This window comes from Dyadobacter sp. UC 10, assembly GCF_008369915.1.
Classification (GTDB): Bacteria; Bacteroidota; Bacteroidia; order Cytophagales; family Spirosomataceae; genus Dyadobacter.
This window is the reverse complement of the sequence record NZ_VSRN01000001.1, coordinates 5,428,735-5,445,108: the sequence shown is the minus strand read 5'-3', so window position 1 is coordinate 5,445,108 and position 16,374 is coordinate 5,428,735. Positions and strand designations below refer to the sequence as shown.

Genomic DNA, 16,374 nt, shown 5'->3' with positions numbered 1-16,374 from the left:
AAACGCCGGCTGAATACACTTAGAATGTCCTAAACCATTTTTACCATGATCAAGAAGTATCAAATCGTTTCGCTACTGGTTGTTTTTGCTCTCCACGCGCATGGTCAGACCGGCGAGGAAAGACGAAGGCAATATCTGCGGGAATCGCTTCTGATCAACCAGCCTGCCGACCACCGTCACCCGATCAGTCGGCGGGTGACGGTACTGGACAGTACGTGGATGGATTGGCAAAAAAGAACGGGCGAGCTACCTCCCGACTTTGAGCAAATGCCCTCCTACCCCTTTTTGCCCGAGCCGCTGGTTTTTGAGAAAGATGGCAGGAAGCACCAGATTAAAACAAGCAGTGAGTGGGAACAACGGCGCAGCTGGATCAAAGAACAATATCAATACTGGGTATCCGGAATGCGCCCGCCAGCGCCGGCACACTTTAAGGTTAAGATCCTCGACGAACGCCGGGAAGGTTCTACAAAAATTCAAATGATAGAATTGTCGTTTGCCCCGGGATATCAGGCCAAAATGACTTTTGAACTGATGATACCCGCAGGTAAAGGTCCGTTTCCTGTGTACCTGACGCCATGGACGCACCGGAACTGGGCCCAACTGGCACTCAGGCGCGGCTATGTAGCCTGCGTATACGCCGGAGCCGACGGCAAAGACGATACCCAGGCTTACCAGTCGCTCTACCCCGGGTACGATTTTACAGCACTAATGCGCCGCGCCTGGGGTGCCTCACGGGTGATCGACTACCTGGTCACGAGAAAAGAAATTAATCCGAAACAAATTGCAATCACCGGGCATTCGCGTAACGGCAAGCAGGCACTTTGGGCCGGGGCTTTCGACGATCGCATTGCGGCAGTGGTTGCCAGCAGCTGCGGCACGGGCGGCATTACACCTTTTCGTATGAGCGATCCGCAGTATGTAAATCAGACGCTCGATGATATTGCCTCCAATGCAGCGCACTGGTTTCATCCCAGACTCCGCTTTTTCTTTGGCAGAGAAGATAAGTTGCCGGTCGATCAGAACTTACTCGTTGCATTGATGGCACCGCGACACATTCTTTTTCAATATTCAACTGTTGAACAGCAGCTGAACCCCTGGGTAAACGAGCAAACCTATCACTCGGCAAGGAAGGTATTTACTTTAATGGGCGTTGAAAATAACATCGCACTTTCGGCCAGAATGGGCGAACATGCAGTTGCCGCAAGAGACGTGGAGAAATGCATTGATTTTTTGGATGCAAGCTTCAAAAGGAACAATATATCCTGGACTACCAGCTTGAACTTTGATTATGATTTTGAAAAATGGGCGACGGACCATGCCGCGGAAAAGCAAGCAGCTTTGTCAATGGAACCCGTTTATTACAAAAGCTATGAGGATCCGGGAAAACGTAAAGAGCAGGACGACAAAATAAAGGAGCGCATTGACTGGCTTTTGGGAAAAGAACCTTCCGGTGTGAAACCCGCAGTAGTAGCTCCCACAGATCCGTCCCGCATTGACTGGATTGACAGAATCACCGGCAGGCCGGTTGTCAAAAACACGAAAACAGAACACATTGGCCCCTACACCGCCATTGGCGATCACTTACCTGCTACCATCTATTACCCAACTGATGCAGCAGGAAACAAGAAAACGGGCTTGAATGGAAAAATACCGGTCGTCATTTACCTGCATGAATACGCGTATGCGCACGGATTTGCACACGGTTATTCGCCCGAGCGACAAGGAAACAGCAGGCTTTTTCAATCGCTGACAGACAAAGGTTTTGCTGTGATGGCCATTGATTTGTTCGGCTTCGGAACACGCATGGAGGAAGCGCAGCATTTTTATTCAAGGTATCCGGAATGGTCGAAAATGGGGAAAATGGTTAGCGATACCCGTGCTTGCATTGATGCCCTGGAAAGCTTCGAGAACATTGATAAAGACAGGATATTCCTGCTAGGGAATACGCTCGGGGGACAGGTAGCTTTGTTCACGGCAGCGAAGGACAACAGAGTGGCGGGGCTGGTCACAGTTGCCGCATTCTCGCCGCTACGCACCTCCGATAGCCGGTATGAAAGCATCAGAACCCTTTCACATTCACATGGTTTGCTTCCTAAATTAGGCTGGTTCGCTGACAAACCCGCCAATTCCATTCTGGATTATCCCGAGCTCATTTCCAGTATTGCCCCGAGGCCCCTTCTTGTTTTCGCGCCGGTTCTGGACAGGTATAGCAACATTCCGGCTGTGAAGGAAAACCTTTCCACGGCGAAAAAGGCTTACGAAATGCACGGGCAGGCGGGAAACTTGCAGACTGAATATCCAGTTGATATCAACCGGATTTCTGAGTCATTTTATGATCGGATTACAACCTTTTTTAACAATATACCCGCCAGGCGCAATTCTAACTGACCTTGCTATATCTTGACCGGTATTCCAGTGGCGACATTCCGGTAACTTGTCTGAAAACCTGTCGGAATGCTTTCATATCAGAATAGCCGGAGTCATACATTACCTCTTTGATGTTTTTGCAGCCGACTTCGAAAGATTTTTTGGCAGATTCTATTCTCACGCGTTGTATGTATTCAATGGGCGTGTTGCCGGTTGCTTTGATAAATCTGCGATCAAAATTCCGTCTTCCGACAGCGAACTTCCCCGCCAGATCAACAATGGAAACTTTGTTCTGAAAGTTATTTTCAATGTAAACCTGGGCCTGCCTCACTATCTCATCGTCGTGAGACTTCTGTCCGGCAAAGATGATAAAGGGAGATTGGCTCACCCTGTCTATATCGATCTGAAATACTTTGGAACAAAATATGGCTGTTTGCCTGTCAAAATATTTTTCGACCAGGTAAACCAGTAAGTTGAGAAACGAAAACGCGCCGCCATTTGTGTAGATGCCATTTTCATCCGTAATCAATCTGTCGGCCTGCACGTCGATCTGCGGGAACATTGTTTTGAACGCATCCACAAAAGCCCAGTGCGTGGAGCAGGTTTTTCCGTTTATCAAACCTGACGCAGCCAGCAAAAAAGCGCCGGTACAAATGCTAGCGACCTCTGCACCACCTTGATATTGGGTTTGCAGCCAGCGGATCAAGTCTTCATTTTCATCGATTGCACGCCGGAACTGGTGATTTAAAGAGGGAATGATAATGAGGTTTGTCTTCGCTATTTCAGAAATATGGATATGAGGCCTTACAGAAAATAACCCATCGTGAAAGTCAACCTGTTTGGCTAATCCCGCCAGTTCAATCTGGTATAAGCAGGTATTGTGCTTTTCCTGATAGTAGGTATTTGCTCTTGTAAGCACCTTATAAGCACCGATGATACTGCTCAAATTATTCTGGCCGCTCGGGACAAGTATGGTGATTTTCTTCATTTTTTTAATGCAAGATAGGAACACAAACTGTCCAAATCAACCCGTGAGATTGTCCATTTCGCACTACAATCCTAAGCTGGGAACGGTGTACTTTTGTCGTAACATTTACAGTCAGGCAATCATCTAAAACCTTATAAACCAGCAGCAATGGCAGATATTCTTCACAGAGTCGGAATTAAGTCGTCGTCTTTACAAGACGTTTATCGAGCACTAACTACGGAGTCGGAACTCGCGGATTGGTGGACAAACGATACCCAAGGGGACGGAAGCCAGATCGGCAACATCATCGCATTCAGATTCGGGAATGATGGATTTGATATGGAAGTAAGCAAGCTTGAAGAGCCAGGCCTTGTCCAATGGGAGGTAATAAAAGGCCCGGCGGAATGGGTTGGCACGACTGTCAGCTTTGAATTGAAATTGGACGGCGACTACGTCATCCTACTTTTCAAACACAGCAACTGGGAGCAGCCCGTAGAATTCATGCACCATTGCAGCACCAAATGGGCTATTTTTCTGATGAGCTTAAAATCCCTGATGGAAGACGGAAAAGGCAATCCCCACCCTAACGATATCAAGATAGACAACTGGAATTAGGAAAAAGCCCATTCAGTCCCGCCCCGGTAACATGGCTTTTGCGAGCGTGCCCAGATGTTTAAGACTGGACTCAATTTGCGCATTCCACTGCATTCCGAAGCAGAGCCGGACACAATTTTCAAACTGGCTCTGTAAGGTAAACATGCGTCCGGGAGCAATGCTGATCTGGTGTTTGATGGCGTAATCGTAGAGTTTCGCGGTATCGATCCTTTTATCAAACTCTACCCAGAGGGAAAGTCCGCCCTGGGGCCTGCTCGTTTTTGTTCCCTCCGGAAAGTGCTCGGCTATTGTGCGGACGTATTTTTGATAATTGTCCCGCAATGTCCGGCGGAGTTGCCGCAGGTGCGTTTCGTATTTACCGTTATTCAAAAAGTTGCCGACCGCTTCCTGTGCGATCGCGGGAGATGAAATGGAATGCACAAGTTTCAGCTTCAATATTTTATCCTTGTACTTGCCGGGTGCAATCCAGCCCACGCGATAGCCGGGTGCCAACGTTTTTGAAACAGAACTGCACCATAGTACATTTCCTTCTGTGTCAAAAGCTTTACAACATTTCGGGCGTTGAGAACCGAAAAACAGATCTCCGTAAATATCATCTTCAATGAGCGGGATGTTGTGCTTTGCGAGCAGCGCGACTACCTCCTCTTTGTTTTCCTCGGGCATGCAGCTGCCCAGCGGCGTATTGAAGTTAGGGACTAAAAGACAAAGGTCAATTTTAGGAAGTACCTGCTTCAATGCGTCAATTTCCAGTCCGGTGACAGGGTGTGTAGGCATTTCGAGCACTTTAAAGCCAAGACCGGTTGCGAGTTGCAGCGTGCCGGGAAAGCAGGGACTTTCCATCGCGATGGTATCGCCGGGCTTCCCTGCGGCCATTAAACAAAAAGAAAGTGCGTTCATCGCGCCATTGGTCGTGATCAGGTCGTCTTCATGGAGGCTACCACCCCACCCCAGCGAGCGGATTGCGACCATTCTCCGCAACTTGACATTACCCTGCACAGATTCGTATGCCACTCCATTCCCGTGAAGTCCACGTGTAGCAGCCGAGACTTCTCTGGACAGTTTTTCAAGCGGCAACAGATCCGCAGACGGGACTGCAATTGAAAACAGTGTAAAATCCTTGCTTCCCATATTCGCGTACACCTTATCCAGGAGCTCGTCGGGCCCCTGCGTGCTGGCAACAGCCGACGGCCGGCTCACTGCCGGTAACGGGAGTTTGGCATGCGGCCGCAGACTTACGTAATAGCCGGTTTGCGGCTTGGAATTCACCAGCGACAGCGATTCCAGTTCCAGAAAAACGCGTTTGGCTGTGTTCATGCTGATCCCGTATTCGCGGCACAAAACCCGCACGGAAGGCAGTTTGTCACCCGCCTTCAAAACGCCTGTCGAGATCTGGTTCGCGATACCTCTTGCAATTTCGGTGTATAGGAAGTCTTTGTTCATGCATAAATATAACTGTACCCATTGAAATACACAAAACTGGTACTGTGTCTGCCTGTACTGCGTACTTAATTTTGCCTGAAATCAATAAAAGGCATCTGCATTATGGAAAGCACCAGTAAATCTCTCCCTTACAATTCAAAGGAAAGCAGCTTGTCGGGCTGGGTGAACGGACTTTTGGGCGTGTTGATATTCAGCGGCTCGCTACCGGCCACGAAAATGGCTATCCTGGATTTCGATCCTATATTCCTGACAGTGGCGCGCGCCGCCATTGCCGGACTGTTGGGACTTTCCATTTTGTTCATTTACAAAGAAAAACGCCCGATCCGGCAGCAGATCTTCCCATTGATGATCGTCGCGCTGGGTGTGGTAGTCGGGTATCCGCTTTTATCGGCACTGGCCTTGCAATACGTTACTTCGGCTCACTCCATGGTTTTCATTGGTTTGCTACCTCTTTGTACCGCAATATTTGGTGTACTGCGTGGCAGCGACCGCCCGCATCCGGCTTTCTGGCTGTTTTCAATCCTGGGAAGTTTACTCGTAGTCGGCTTTGCCTTTGCGCAGGGTATTTCGGCTTCGCCAAAAGGTGATTTACTGATGCTATTAGCGATAATTCTGTGCGGACTAGGTTATGCCGAGGGTGCAAAACTTTCGAAAACGCTGGGAGGCTGGCAGGTTATATCGTGGGCATTGGTGATTTCAATGCCATTTACGGCGCCGCTGATGTTCTTTTTAATGCCTTCATCACTCGAACTGATTTCCGCTCCCGCCTGGATCGGTCTGGCGTATGTCACGCTGTTCAGTATGCTGATCGGTTTTATATTCTGGTACCGCGGACTTGCGCAGGGAGGCATCGCGGCCGTGGGACAATTACAATTGCTGCAACCGTTCTTTGGACTGGCATTGGCAGCGACTTTGCTTGGAGAAAAAGTAGACAGCAATATGCTTTTCGTTACTGCCGGGGTTATTCTGTGTGTCGCCGGTTCCAGGAAATTCACCAAGTGAAGTAGTTTGTTATCAGGTGCTTATCGGATTATTTTTGCCAAAAATCAGCTGAAAGCATTATTTCTTAATACGTTTTCATATCCTGCTCAACGATGGATTGGTGATGCCTAGAAAAGACGAAATGTGATATGCGGGGATGCGCTCTACAATATTCGGGTGTTCTTCCAGCAGCCTCAGGTAACGTTCTTCATGAGAGAAAAAGACAAACTCCTCAGTGCGCGTCTGGGCATACCGACCGTAGAACCCGATCAAGTGATGTCGTACTAAAATTCATTGCTCCAATGATGAAGTTCATCAGAAAAATCCGGAGACTTGGCTACGGTCTGGTGGTAATATTCTACTTTTCTAACTTCATCGATTCCGAAGCCAATGATGCGCCAAGTAACGGGTCTTAGAGTAAACCACGTATTCATTTTCATTTTTTCCTCGCTGCTCTATGCATTGTGTCAGATGTTGCTGAGTAACATTGTAATGGAGGACGATTTATGGGAAAAGTTTGCCGTGCAGCTGACGGCCCACTATATTGTTGTCTTGACGATGTGTATGGCGGATTACAGCCTGCTGGTTTTCCTGAACAAGCATCTACCTTATTCCAAAAACATACTGTTCCGCGTCATCGCCGATCTTGCCGGGCTGATCTTAATAAGTCTGACGCTGCTTTGGGTTTTCGATTTTATGATCTACAACATACTTCTTATTCCCCCGGCGGGACTGCCCTCGTTTACAACCAAATTTGCTTTGGGAATGCTCACCAACGCGCCCATACTGCTGGTCTTTGAGCTGATTTATTATTTCCGGTCCGAACAACAGGCCATCGCCGACTCGGAAAAGGCGAAACGCGAAGTATTGTTATTTCAGCACGAGGCATTAAAAGCACAGATAAACCCACATTTTTTGTTCAATTCACTCAATGTGCTCGCTTCACTCATTTACCTGAACCCGCAGAATGCCAACAAATTCACCAAGGCGCTTTCACGAAGCTACCGCTATGTGCTTTCCCTTCACCAGCAAAGTGCAGTGACAGTCGCAGAAGAAATGGAAGCGCTTGACTCGTATATTTTCCTGATGCAGATGCGGTTTGAAAACGCTTTCACCTTTGAGGTTCACAAATCAGGCGCATTTGAAAACAACAAGATTGTGCCTCTTACCATGCAGCTTCTCCTGGAGAATGTGTTCAAGCACAATGTTGCGACCGAAGAATCGCCGCTCGGTATACAAATTACGATCGGACGCGAATATATTACAGTGGAAAATCAGGTACAGCCATCCAGCAACACAGACAAAAGCGGTATCGGACTGAAATACCTGAAAAAGCAATATCAGTTAAAAGGTAAGGAAATCATCGTGGAGCATACCGGCAATCAGTTCATCGTTAAAGTCCCTTATGTTCAGTCATGAAATACCTGATTGTAGAAGATGAGCGGTTTGCAGCCGAAGAACTGAAACGCATGATGACCGCATTGCGTCCAGGATACGTTTTGGAAAAGCAGACCAAGACCGTCATTGATACTATAGCATTCCTCAAAACATCAGAGGTTGATTTGATCCTGATGGATATCAGGCTCGCCGACGGCAGTTGCTTTGAGATATTCAACCACGTGGAGGTAACAACTCCGGTCATATTCACGACTGCCTATGATGAACATGCGATCAAGGCCTTCAAATTAAACAGCATCGATTACCTGCTAAAACCTTTCGAGGAAACTGAGCTGGAATCGGCACTGATCAAATTCGAGAACATCTTCCATAACCATTCATACCAATCGAATTTTGAGCGCTTTAAACAGCTATTGCCAACCAGCAAGAAAAACCGTTTCCTGATTTCGAAAGGAGAAAACTATCATTACATAGAAACGACCGATATCGCTCATTTTTACAGCGAGGACGGAGTGGTCTTCCTGCATGCATTCAGCGACAGGCGGTACATCGTTAATTACACGCTTGACCAAATTGAGCAGCAGCTCGACCGCCAGCTCTTTTTTCGCGTGTCCCGAAACTGCATCGGCAATGTTAAGGCGATCGAAAATGTAGCCAAATATTTCAATAGTCGCTTGCAGCTTTCATTTTCACCCGCCTGCCCGCATGAAGTGCTGGTGAGCCGGGTACGCGTTCCGGACTTTCTCAAATGGATGGACGACGTGCTGGAATAGATGACAAATAACGAGCACTCGAAAATTCCATTCTCCTTATTCTGCATTTCGCCCTGCTGATTCTGAACCCGGTGGTTTATGCCTTTCGCTGTTGCCTTGTTCAGCTCACTTTTGCTGAGAAATGAAACAAATGTAAACGCCAGCAAAAATCTAATTCATGAAATCAGCATCATTATTTGCAGCAATGCTCGGATCCTTATTTTGCCTGAAAACAAACGCGCAGCAAGTCTCTTTTAAAACAGAGCTCATCGGTAATTCGGGTTACTGGTTTCTGCCAAACGGGGACAAACCGAAAGAAAAGATAGGTGACAGCAAGGGGTCTTCCATTGTGTACCAGGGCGCGGTGAATATTCCGCTGTCCATGAAAATGACCGAAAACAACCGCCCCACCGCCTGGGGCGTAAGCCTTAGCGGTGCTTACGCCTCGCTCAGCAACGAGAAATTTAGCAGCGAGATGGTTTCAAAGATCATGAACCTGCAATTGGGCATTTACCACCTACGGCCGCTAAACGAGAAATGGTCGGTCAGGGCCGGTCTGGGAATGGGTGTATTTACTCCTTCCACCGATTTTTCCAAAATCAGATTTAAGAATATGCTTGGGAGTGCCGGTGTTGTTTTTATCCGGCATTTGAAACCGAACCTGGCAGTCGGTGGCGGTTTGGCATTGAACAGTTCCCTGGGTTATCCGATGTTATTTCCTGCCATCTATCTGAACTGGAAACACCAGGGGAAGTTTAATATCAGCGCCGAATTGAATGATGGCCTGGATGTCGCAGCCAGTTACAAGTTCAATGACAACCTGAAACTTTCTTGGGCATTTGAAATGAACGGACAAATGGCCCTGCTCGAAAAAGAGGGTAAAAATGTCATTTTCTCGCACCAATACATTGTCACCGGGCTGCGTCCCGAGGTAAAGCTCGGTAAGACCGGATTGACGGCGACTGCCATGGTCGGTCTGAATCTGTACCGGCCAGCTGCATATACCGACAGAACCTTAAAGGGAATGTTTGCTTCCAGTAATGATTACTACTTTTCTGCGTCTCCATATGCGTCCGTAGGCTTAAAATGGAATTTCAAGCTATGATTTCACAGAACAAACAGCATATGTATCGAAATCTTGGTGAGAAGCCACATCAGAATGTCTGCTTCATTGCTATTCCAGACGTTAAATCCGATTTGAGCAATCAGCAGTTTTTCAACTGTAATTTCGAGAATTGCCGATTTAGTAACTCGGATTTAAGTAGCAGTGAATTTATCAACTGCCAATTCACAAACTGCGATCTATCATATGCCGATCTTCGGGGTTCCGGGTTTCGGGATGCCGTATTCAATGAATGTGAGATCGTTGGAGTCGATTTTTCAACGTGTAACACTTCTATGTCATCCTTTATGTTCTTCCGGTGTGTTCTGGACTATTCTAATTTTGCAAGCATGCGAATGGTTATGACCACATTCAACAATTGTACGCTGTGCAATGCCAGTTTTATTGGAGCTGATCTGACCGCATCTTCATTTGACAATTGTGATCTTTCTGAGGCAAGATTTGAAAGTACGATTTTAGACGAGGCTGATTTCAAATCGGCATACAACTTCAATATCGACCCGAGGCTTAACCGCATCAAAAACGCTTCATTTTCGCACCTGAACATCAGAGGGCTATTGAATACGTTTGACATCAAGGTCGATGAGTCCCATTCATATTGTGAACAGATACTGGACATGCTGATGCCTTACTCGTTAAAATAATCTCGCCGTCACCAGGTTTCAGATCGCACTGGAATTCTCCGTCTTTGTGATTACGAATTTACCCATGAGGGGATGTGATTTGGATACTTAATCTTCTAGCCTCAGCTTATCATTTAATAAACCCGTTTTTGGGTGTTTATTATTCTTTTGGACTCGAAGTAGCAACCGGAAGCAATCTTACCTTAATCTAAATAAATGTCAAAATAATATCAATTGAGAGAGAAAAAAAATGACCCGCCGAATCGGACATTATTTATTTTTCCTCTACTCGATCGGCTGTGTAAGCGATGTGGTATTGATCATCTTTCAAGCAAACTATACGTTTGCTCGTGATTTTGAGCCTGGTCAGGGGAGGCTCAATCGCAAGGTACAGCTCGTCACCTACCTGAGGCAGTAGATATTCCGGCAGCGAAATTGGGTGCGCCAACTCGTTTCCGCCAGGCAGAGTTTCAAAAATTGTAATGTTGATTTTTTCCATTGATTAAGGTTTATTTTGCGCCTGCGGTAATATACCCTGCCGACAGAGCCAAAGGACGCATTGCATGATTAATCGGCACCAATAGGAGCGGCGGAAACCACATGCGGCTGGCAGGATGCTGCGAAGGGGCCTGCAAATCCATGCCGGGCTGCTGCCTATTTTTTGGGAGGATACTCCCTGGTATAGCCAGCCCTGCCATCTTTGATAACAAAAATCAACAGGACTTTGGTGGGATTCATCATATCCGGATTGCGCGTGAAAGAATGCAGGACATTTCGCTTTTCATGAAACATTTGTCCGGCCGTGAAGGTCTTTGGCGTCTCTTTATTCAGACCAACTTCCAGTTTTCCTTCGATGATATATCCAAAAACTTCTGCATCGTGGCGGTGCGCGACGGTATCCGTACCACCGGGAGTTACGGTCATGAGCTGTGATTCCCATTTGTAGCTTTTGAGATCGGGGTCTCCCAGGTATTCATTTAAAACCGGGCTAAATGTAAGCGGGTTCGCACTTTTTACCGTTTCGGCGGGGTGTTGATGCTGGGCTGTTACATAGGAGCTGGACAGCATCCCAACGGCAAAACCTAGTAGGATGCTGCGGAAAGATTTAAGGTACATATCGTAGTGATTAAAGTAAAACCCTTGCAAAACTAATTAACCAACAATCTGTAAAGTAGTCCAAATCGATTAAAACGGGTAGTCCGATTTGCCCGACCGCACTGAATTGGCTTTACATAGCAGCCGATATCTGTCCCCTGCCGCCATTGCTCCTGGTTAACCTTCTTTGACGAAATCGATCAGGTTCCGGCCAATGGCTACAATTTTCGGCAGCACCAAACTAGCTCACTTAGCTCCCACGCAAATGCTATCCGCCAGTTTATCATCTGGCCACTGGACATCTAAGACGACAAATTGACCCGGCAACCGCATGACTGCTGAATACTCTTAAAAAACTGCATTACTAAGTAGTATTAACTTCTATTGATCGCCTTACTTATTGAATTACTTCTATAAAATTAATTAATGAACTTTATGAAACGTTATTTGCTTTTTTGCCAGCTGGCACTACTCCCTTCTGTTGCAGCTTTTGGCCAGTTTGCGGCAGGATCCGTTGGATTTCATGTGGTCGAAAACACACAAGTCGCTATTGACGGCCTGACCCTCAACCCTACGGCGGATTTTACCATTGCTTCCAGGACGCTAACCATTTCGCCCACACCCATTAGCGGTTCTCCTGCCAGTATTGCCAAGGTGTACAATTTTAATGAACCCGTTAATTTCGTGGGCAATGTAGGTTTCTTTTTTCTTCCGGCACAATTGAATGGAAACACTGAAAGCACACTACAGCTTTCTTATGGAACGGCATCATTTGTGACTACGCTCAATAGCTTTGTGGATGTAAACCAGCATTATGTTGCCAATGATCTGCCGGTTCTGACCAGTTTCGCTTCGGTTACCGCAGCGCAGGAAGGTGCATTGCCGGTAATGCTGGTTTCATTTGATGTAACAAAAGCTGAAAACGAGGCAGTGCTGCAGTGGCAAACCACGTCAGAAGTGAACAGCAGTTTCTTCGAAATCCAGCAAAGCAACGATGCAAAAAGGTGGAATATACTGGGATCGGTGGAATCTGCCGCTAACAGCAAAACACTGAAACGCTATTCCTTTAAAGACGTCCTGCGGAGCGGAACCAATTATTACCGGCTCAAAATGGTGGATCTGGATGGTAGTTTTGCTTACAGCGCGATCCGCAATTTAAGGAACGAACATTCGGAAATGGTGACGGCCTATCCCAACCCGGTGGAGGACAAATTACAGGTTGACATTTCAAAACTGCAAGAAGCTGCGAGTATCAGCGTGTTCGATATCTCAGGGCGGGAATTTTACAAATCCTCCCGTTTACAACCTGTGAGCGACGTCGACATGCAGGAATTTCCATCTGGAACTTATCTCATTCAGGTAAAAAAACGGGATGGAGGCAGCGAAACAGTTAAAGTCGTTAAACAATAAAAACTTAATCTAAATGGTACATAAATATACTTTCAAGACATTTTTCGGCATTAATAGTGCTATAACTGCCTGCATATTAGCACTATTCTCCCTCCATGCGCAAGCACAAGTCGGGGTAGGGACCACCTCGCCGCACCCGACAGCACAGCTCGAAGTCCAGTCTACTTCCAAAGGTGTGCTGATTCCCCGGATGCTGGATACAGAGCGGGCTGGAATCAGTGATCCTGCAACAGGCTTGCTCGTTTATCAGACCAACGGAGCTGCTGGTTTTTACTATTATACAGGCAGCGAATGGACTCCGCTGAAAACAGAGGCACCTGCGACAGGGGGGACCATTATCCCCTTTGCATCGGGCACTCCGGCTGTGATTACTACGCTGGGCAACGGTTTAGCGGGAACGTCCACCGCTTTGGGATTTGGCAACAGTGTCACCGGCGTCAACGTCTCTGGCGGCTTAGTCGATGCCACCATGTTGAACAACGTTGCATTTTCGGTTCCCCGCAATGGCACGATCACGAGCCTGTATGCTTTTTTCAGCAATAGTTTAGCATTGGCGCTCCTTGGCACAGATATTAATCTCAGAGCAGAATTGTATGTGGCCCAACCGGGCAGCAATTCCTTCACTCCGATCGGCCCATCTGCTGCCCTTTCGCCCTCCTTTTCAGGGATAATATCAATAGGAAGCATTGCCGAAGGCAATTTGTCAGGTTTAAATATCCCGGTAACTGCGGGCCAGCGCATCATGCTGGTGTTTTCAGCCGATGCTAACGGAATTTCACTAGTCAATACGCTCGCCGGTTTTGCCAGTGCGGGTATAAATATCAATTAATATGAATAAAGGCTTTGGAATAAGTCCTTGTCACTAGCTCGAAATCAGGATGCCCGTTAGATGTACATCCTGTTTCAATTTCAGTTATTGGTGATCAACAGGGGCGAATTCGAAACTGATTCCTGAGCGCTTTTCAATCTCTAATTCACCCCTTCGCTTTTGTTAAATTTTAAGAATTTGTCATATAGCGCCAAATCTTCAAAAGCCCGCAAATCAATGATTTGCGGGCTTTTGAAGATTTGGAAACGTGTTGGAGTCGAGGTGCAAATACACATTTTTTGCCACAACCCCTGTGATGATTGAAAGAAAGGAAGTTGCGGAAAAAATGTTCGGGGAACTTTGGCAGTACCCGATCAGAGTTCCAGCTTTTGTTTGTCCTTCAACAGTTGCGTTTTCAGTTTGGCGTAATCTATGTCCTGCACTGCCACTTTGCGGTCTATCGCCTGCACTGCCGCTGTGGCCGCACTTTGCCCTAAAATCATGAACACAGGCTCCATCCGGATCGAACCGTAGGCAATGTGTGAGCTTGACAAACAGACCGGCACCAGCAAATTTTCGCATTCAGCTTTTTTAGGGATGATGGACGCATACGAAATGCTGTAAGGTTGCTTTGGATGCACGCCGATATCACCTTCATTCTGTACAAAACCATCTTCCTTGACATAACGCTGCGCATTATGGGCGTCCAGCGCATACGAGCCCATGCCGATGGGTTCCGATACCGCTTTTTTGCCCAACGTTTCATTTTCAGTCATTACGCCGTGGCCAATCATGCGCCGGGCTTCACGGACATAAATCTGGTGCGGCCAGCCGCCATTGTCTTTGAATTCATCTTTTGGCAATCCCCATTTACTGGCTTCCGCACGCACGTCAGCCGGAACAGCCGGATCATTGGCGATGAAGTACATCAGGCCTTTCTGATAAAGCTCGTGCTCCCTGATAATTTCTTTGCGACGCTCGTAAGTAGCCTCGGGATAATCGTAGTTCTGACCAATGAAATCGGTGCTGAACGGGCCGTGGTTATTGGTATCTGTCTTCCGGTTGGGAATAGGATCGTATTTTTTGAACGTCTCTGTCCAGCCTGCTTTGTAAACGCGCGCCAGCAGCTCATATTTGGCAGGATCGTAACCTTCCGGCTTGGTGAAAGCAATGCGGTTATCGGGGTGAGATGACAGGCACATACGGAAGCAATAGGCCTGGATTTTATTATCACCATCGCCGTTTTTGCCTATTTTTTCATCCGAAACATAAGGCAACAGTCCGCTCTTTGGATCACCTTCTACCTTGTAGGGACTTATATTTTTCTGGAAATAATGGTTATGCTGAAATACACCCGCCTGGATACCATTCCATTTTTCATTGTAAACACTGTTCGCTTCCCGGCCCACGTGGTATTTTACTTCGGCAGCAGCCATCAAATCCCCTTCATAGGTAGCGTCGATGAACATTTTACCTTTGAAAGTTTTGCCGCTTAATGTTTTCAATGAAGTAATGCGGCCCTTGTTTTTCTGAACCCCAGCTTTGCTGCGGTCGAGCCACTCTTCGCGGTATATTTTAATTTTGTTTTCCTTTACAAAATCCTCAAAAACCTGCTCTGCCACGTGTGGTTCAAAAATCCACATGGTACGCTCGGCCCCATCCATCGCGGGTGTCCCCTGGCCTTTGTTACCGTATTCCTCTTTCTTTTGCCATTTCCAGGTTTCAGGCTTGTCGTATCGCATGTATACACGATGATAGAACTCGCGCGCCAATCCGCCGATAACCGATTTGTCGCCGGTGTCGGTAAAGCCCAGCCCGCCGGACGAAAGCCCGCCCAGATGCTTGTCGGGAGAAACGACCAAAACGGTTTTTCCGGATTGAACCACCTGCATAGCTGCCGTAACAGCTGCCGAAGTTCCCCCGTAAACGATCACATCAGCCTCAAAAGATTGTGAAAAAGTGGACGTCCGTATTCCTGTGAAAAGGATACAGACCAGTATCACCGATCGTATTATTTTTATTTTCGAAAACATAAATTCTGATTTGTGTTAAATAGCTAAGAGCACGCGCATTAATAGCCGAGCAGCTTTTTCAGGCGCGCCGGGTAGCTGCTGCCTTCCACCTCTCCTCCGCCATTGGTAATGCTGTCACCAAAGCAGACGAGCCTCCTGTAAGGTGCATTGATCGAGACCAGCTTTTCGTAAACTGCCACAGCAATGGTCCGATAACCGTCGGACGTAGGGTGAATACCGTCGTTTTTATTGCTGTTGGCAATATTCTGGATCAGGCTGCCGGCATCTTCGCCCACATTGCCCACTTTGTCGAAGACGTGATGCAGATCCAGAAAATGCAGTTTTAATTCTTCTGCTACATACTTAATCGTCGCATTTACCTTCGTCAGTCTGGACTGATAACCGTCGGGCTCGTAAAATGCCTTTGGGTGACGTGTGAAAAGATAAGGTTCGTATCCCGGTAAAATGGTCATCAGCAACACCTGGCTGCCCGAGCCGGTGATCATCCCGATAATCTTCCGCAGATTTTGTTCAAACTCCGGCAGTGGAATGTGTTTGCGGCTGTTCATATCGTTGGTACCAATCATCAGGATTGTGAAATCCGGCTTGTGCGAGAGACAGTCTTTTTCAATTCTCGCAAGCAGGTCAACCGTATTGTTCCCTCCCACTCCCGCGTTGATAATGAACGGTTCCCCGGCTGCTGATTGTACCGGCATCGCATTACCGGCCAGGGCTATGGCCGGTAACGCAAATGCGGTATGCAAAAAATGTCTGCGATGCATA

16 protein-coding genes are annotated in these 16,374 nt (G+C 47.3%); 9 read left to right on the top strand and 7 right to left on the bottom strand.

Going from position 1 to position 16,374, the window contains the following annotated elements:
• Positions 1 to 45 precede the first annotated feature (45 nt).
• Positions 46 to 2,388: an alpha/beta fold hydrolase gene (locus FXO21_RS22520; protein ID WP_149642193.1), complete on the top strand. Its 2,343-nt coding sequence runs from the start codon at positions 46 to 48 to the stop codon at positions 2,386 to 2,388.
• Here FXO21_RS22520 and FXO21_RS22515 read toward each other — a convergent pair.
• Entirely contained in the window at positions 2,381 to 3,355 is a 975-nt protein-coding gene (locus tag FXO21_RS22515) for a GlxA family transcriptional regulator (RefSeq protein ID WP_149642192.1), read from the bottom strand. The genes FXO21_RS22520 and FXO21_RS22515 overlap by 8 nt on opposite strands.
• A gap of 147 nt (positions 3,356 to 3,502) precedes the next feature.
• Here FXO21_RS22515 and FXO21_RS22510 point away from each other — a divergent pair, with 147 nt between their 5' ends.
• Entirely contained in the window at positions 3,503 to 3,949 is a 447-nt protein-coding gene (locus tag FXO21_RS22510) for an SRPBCC family protein (protein ID WP_149642191.1), read from the top strand.
• Between the two features lie 12 nt (positions 3,950 to 3,961).
• Here FXO21_RS22510 and FXO21_RS22505 read toward each other — a convergent pair whose 3' ends face one another.
• Positions 3,962 to 5,389, bottom strand: coding sequence for an aminotransferase-like domain-containing protein (locus tag FXO21_RS22505; protein WP_149642190.1), 1,428 nt, complete (start codon positions 5,387 to 5,389; stop codon positions 3,962 to 3,964).
• Between the two features lie 102 nt (positions 5,390 to 5,491).
• Between FXO21_RS22505 and FXO21_RS22500 the strand changes: the two genes are divergently transcribed.
• Complete coding sequence (locus FXO21_RS22500; protein ID WP_149642189.1) at positions 5,492 to 6,391, top strand: DMT family transporter; 900 nt, start codon at positions 5,492 to 5,494, stop codon at positions 6,389 to 6,391.
• Between the two features lie 75 nt (positions 6,392 to 6,466).
• Here the strand turns inward: FXO21_RS22500 and FXO21_RS22495 are convergent, their stop codons facing one another.
• Entirely contained in the window at positions 6,467 to 6,643 is a 177-nt protein-coding gene (locus tag FXO21_RS22495) for a cyclic nucleotide-binding domain-containing protein (protein WP_225865806.1), read from the bottom strand.
• Positions 6,644 to 6,760: 117 nt separating this feature from the next.
• On the opposite strand from FXO21_RS22495, the gene FXO21_RS22490 reads away from it, so the two are divergent.
• The 4 genes from FXO21_RS22490 to FXO21_RS29155 all read left to right on the top strand — a co-directional run bounded on the left by FXO21_RS22490 (position 6,761) and on the right by FXO21_RS29155 (position 10,287).
• Positions 6,761 to 7,789: a sensor histidine kinase gene (locus FXO21_RS22490; RefSeq protein ID WP_149642188.1), complete on the top strand. Its 1,029-nt coding sequence runs from the start codon at positions 6,761 to 6,763 to the stop codon at positions 7,787 to 7,789.
• Complete coding sequence (locus tag FXO21_RS22485) at positions 7,786 to 8,541, top strand: LytR/AlgR family response regulator transcription factor (protein WP_149642187.1); 756 nt, start codon at positions 7,786 to 7,788, stop codon at positions 8,539 to 8,541. Before FXO21_RS22490 ends, FXO21_RS22485 begins: the two co-directional genes overlap by 4 nt.
• A 157-nt stretch (positions 8,542 to 8,698) precedes the next feature.
• Complete coding sequence (locus tag FXO21_RS22480) at positions 8,699 to 9,625, top strand: DUF6268 family outer membrane beta-barrel protein (protein WP_149642186.1); 927 nt, start codon at positions 8,699 to 8,701, stop codon at positions 9,623 to 9,625.
• Complete coding sequence (locus FXO21_RS29155; RefSeq protein WP_149642185.1) at positions 9,607 to 10,287, top strand: pentapeptide repeat-containing protein; 681 nt, start codon at positions 9,607 to 9,609, stop codon at positions 10,285 to 10,287. Before FXO21_RS22480 ends, FXO21_RS29155 begins: the two co-directional genes overlap by 19 nt.
• 253 nt (positions 10,288 to 10,540) lie before the next feature.
• Here the strand turns inward: FXO21_RS29155 and FXO21_RS22470 are convergent, their stop codons facing one another.
• Both FXO21_RS22470 and FXO21_RS22465 read right to left on the bottom strand, forming a co-directional pair.
• Positions 10,541 to 10,765, bottom strand: coding sequence for a hypothetical protein (locus FXO21_RS22470; RefSeq protein ID WP_149642184.1), 225 nt, complete (start codon positions 10,763 to 10,765; stop codon positions 10,541 to 10,543).
• Positions 10,766 to 10,920: 155 nt separating this feature from the next.
• Complete coding sequence (locus FXO21_RS22465; RefSeq protein ID WP_149642183.1) at positions 10,921 to 11,382, bottom strand: cupin domain-containing protein; 462 nt, start codon at positions 11,380 to 11,382, stop codon at positions 10,921 to 10,923.
• A gap of 414 nt (positions 11,383 to 11,796) precedes the next feature.
• Here FXO21_RS22465 and FXO21_RS22460 point away from each other — a divergent pair, with 414 nt between their 5' ends.
• A complete protein-coding gene (locus FXO21_RS22460) occupies positions 11,797 to 12,771 on the top strand; it encodes a T9SS type A sorting domain-containing protein (RefSeq protein ID WP_149642182.1) in 975 nt (324 codons plus the stop codon).
• 13 nt (positions 12,772 to 12,784) lie between these two features.
• On the top strand, positions 12,785 to 13,600 hold the full coding sequence (locus FXO21_RS22455; RefSeq protein WP_149642181.1) for an exosporium glycoprotein BclB-related protein: 816 nt from the start codon (positions 12,785 to 12,787) through the stop codon (positions 13,598 to 13,600).
• A gap of 353 nt (positions 13,601 to 13,953) precedes the next feature.
• Here FXO21_RS22455 and FXO21_RS22450 read toward each other — a convergent pair whose 3' ends face one another.
• Both FXO21_RS22450 and FXO21_RS22445 read right to left on the bottom strand, forming a co-directional pair.
• On the bottom strand, positions 13,954 to 15,612 hold the full coding sequence (locus tag FXO21_RS22450; protein ID WP_149642180.1) for an FAD-dependent oxidoreductase: 1,659 nt from the start codon (positions 15,610 to 15,612) through the stop codon (positions 13,954 to 13,956).
• Positions 15,613 to 15,650: 38 nt separating this feature from the next.
• Complete coding sequence (locus FXO21_RS22445) at positions 15,651 to 16,373, bottom strand: SGNH/GDSL hydrolase family protein (protein ID WP_149642179.1); 723 nt, start codon at positions 16,371 to 16,373, stop codon at positions 15,651 to 15,653.
• Position 16,374 lies beyond the last annotated feature (1 nt).

Excerpts from the sequence above, each read along its gene's own strand:
- FXO21_RS22520 (WP_149642193.1), top strand. The coding sequence starts at position 46 with ATGATCAAGAAGTATCAAATCGTTTCGCTACTGGTTGTTTTTGCTCTC.
- FXO21_RS22515 (WP_149642192.1), bottom strand. The coding sequence starts at position 3,355 with ATGAAGAAAATCACCATACTTGTCCCGAGCGGCCAGAATAATTTGAGC.
- FXO21_RS22510 (WP_149642191.1), top strand. The coding sequence starts at position 3,503 with ATGGCAGATATTCTTCACAGAGTCGGAATTAAGTCGTCGTCTTTACAA.
- FXO21_RS22505 (WP_149642190.1), bottom strand. The coding sequence starts at position 5,389 with ATGAACAAAGACTTCCTATACACCGAAATTGCAAGAGGTATCGCGAAC.
- FXO21_RS22500 (WP_149642189.1), top strand. The coding sequence starts at position 5,492 with ATGGAAAGCACCAGTAAATCTCTCCCTTACAATTCAAAGGAAAGCAGC.
- FXO21_RS22490 (WP_149642188.1), top strand. The coding sequence starts at position 6,761 with ATGATGCGCCAAGTAACGGGTCTTAGAGTAAACCACGTATTCATTTTC.
- FXO21_RS22485 (WP_149642187.1), top strand. The coding sequence starts at position 7,786 with ATGAAATACCTGATTGTAGAAGATGAGCGGTTTGCAGCCGAAGAACTG.
- FXO21_RS22480 (WP_149642186.1), top strand. The coding sequence starts at position 8,699 with ATGAAATCAGCATCATTATTTGCAGCAATGCTCGGATCCTTATTTTGC.
- FXO21_RS29155 (WP_149642185.1), top strand. The coding sequence starts at position 9,607 with ATGGAATTTCAAGCTATGATTTCACAGAACAAACAGCATATGTATCGA.
- FXO21_RS22470 (WP_149642184.1), bottom strand. The coding sequence starts at position 10,765 with ATGGAAAAAATCAACATTACAATTTTTGAAACTCTGCCTGGCGGAAAC.
- FXO21_RS22465 (WP_149642183.1), bottom strand. The coding sequence starts at position 11,382 with ATGTACCTTAAATCTTTCCGCAGCATCCTACTAGGTTTTGCCGTTGGG.
- FXO21_RS22460 (WP_149642182.1), top strand. The coding sequence starts at position 11,797 with ATGAAACGTTATTTGCTTTTTTGCCAGCTGGCACTACTCCCTTCTGTT.
- FXO21_RS22455 (WP_149642181.1), top strand. The coding sequence starts at position 12,785 with ATGGTACATAAATATACTTTCAAGACATTTTTCGGCATTAATAGTGCT.
- FXO21_RS22450 (WP_149642180.1), bottom strand. The coding sequence starts at position 15,612 with ATGTTTTCGAAAATAAAAATAATACGATCGGTGATACTGGTCTGTATC.
- FXO21_RS22445 (WP_149642179.1), bottom strand. The coding sequence starts at position 16,373 with ATGCATCGCAGACATTTTTTGCATACCGCATTTGCGTTACCGGCCATA.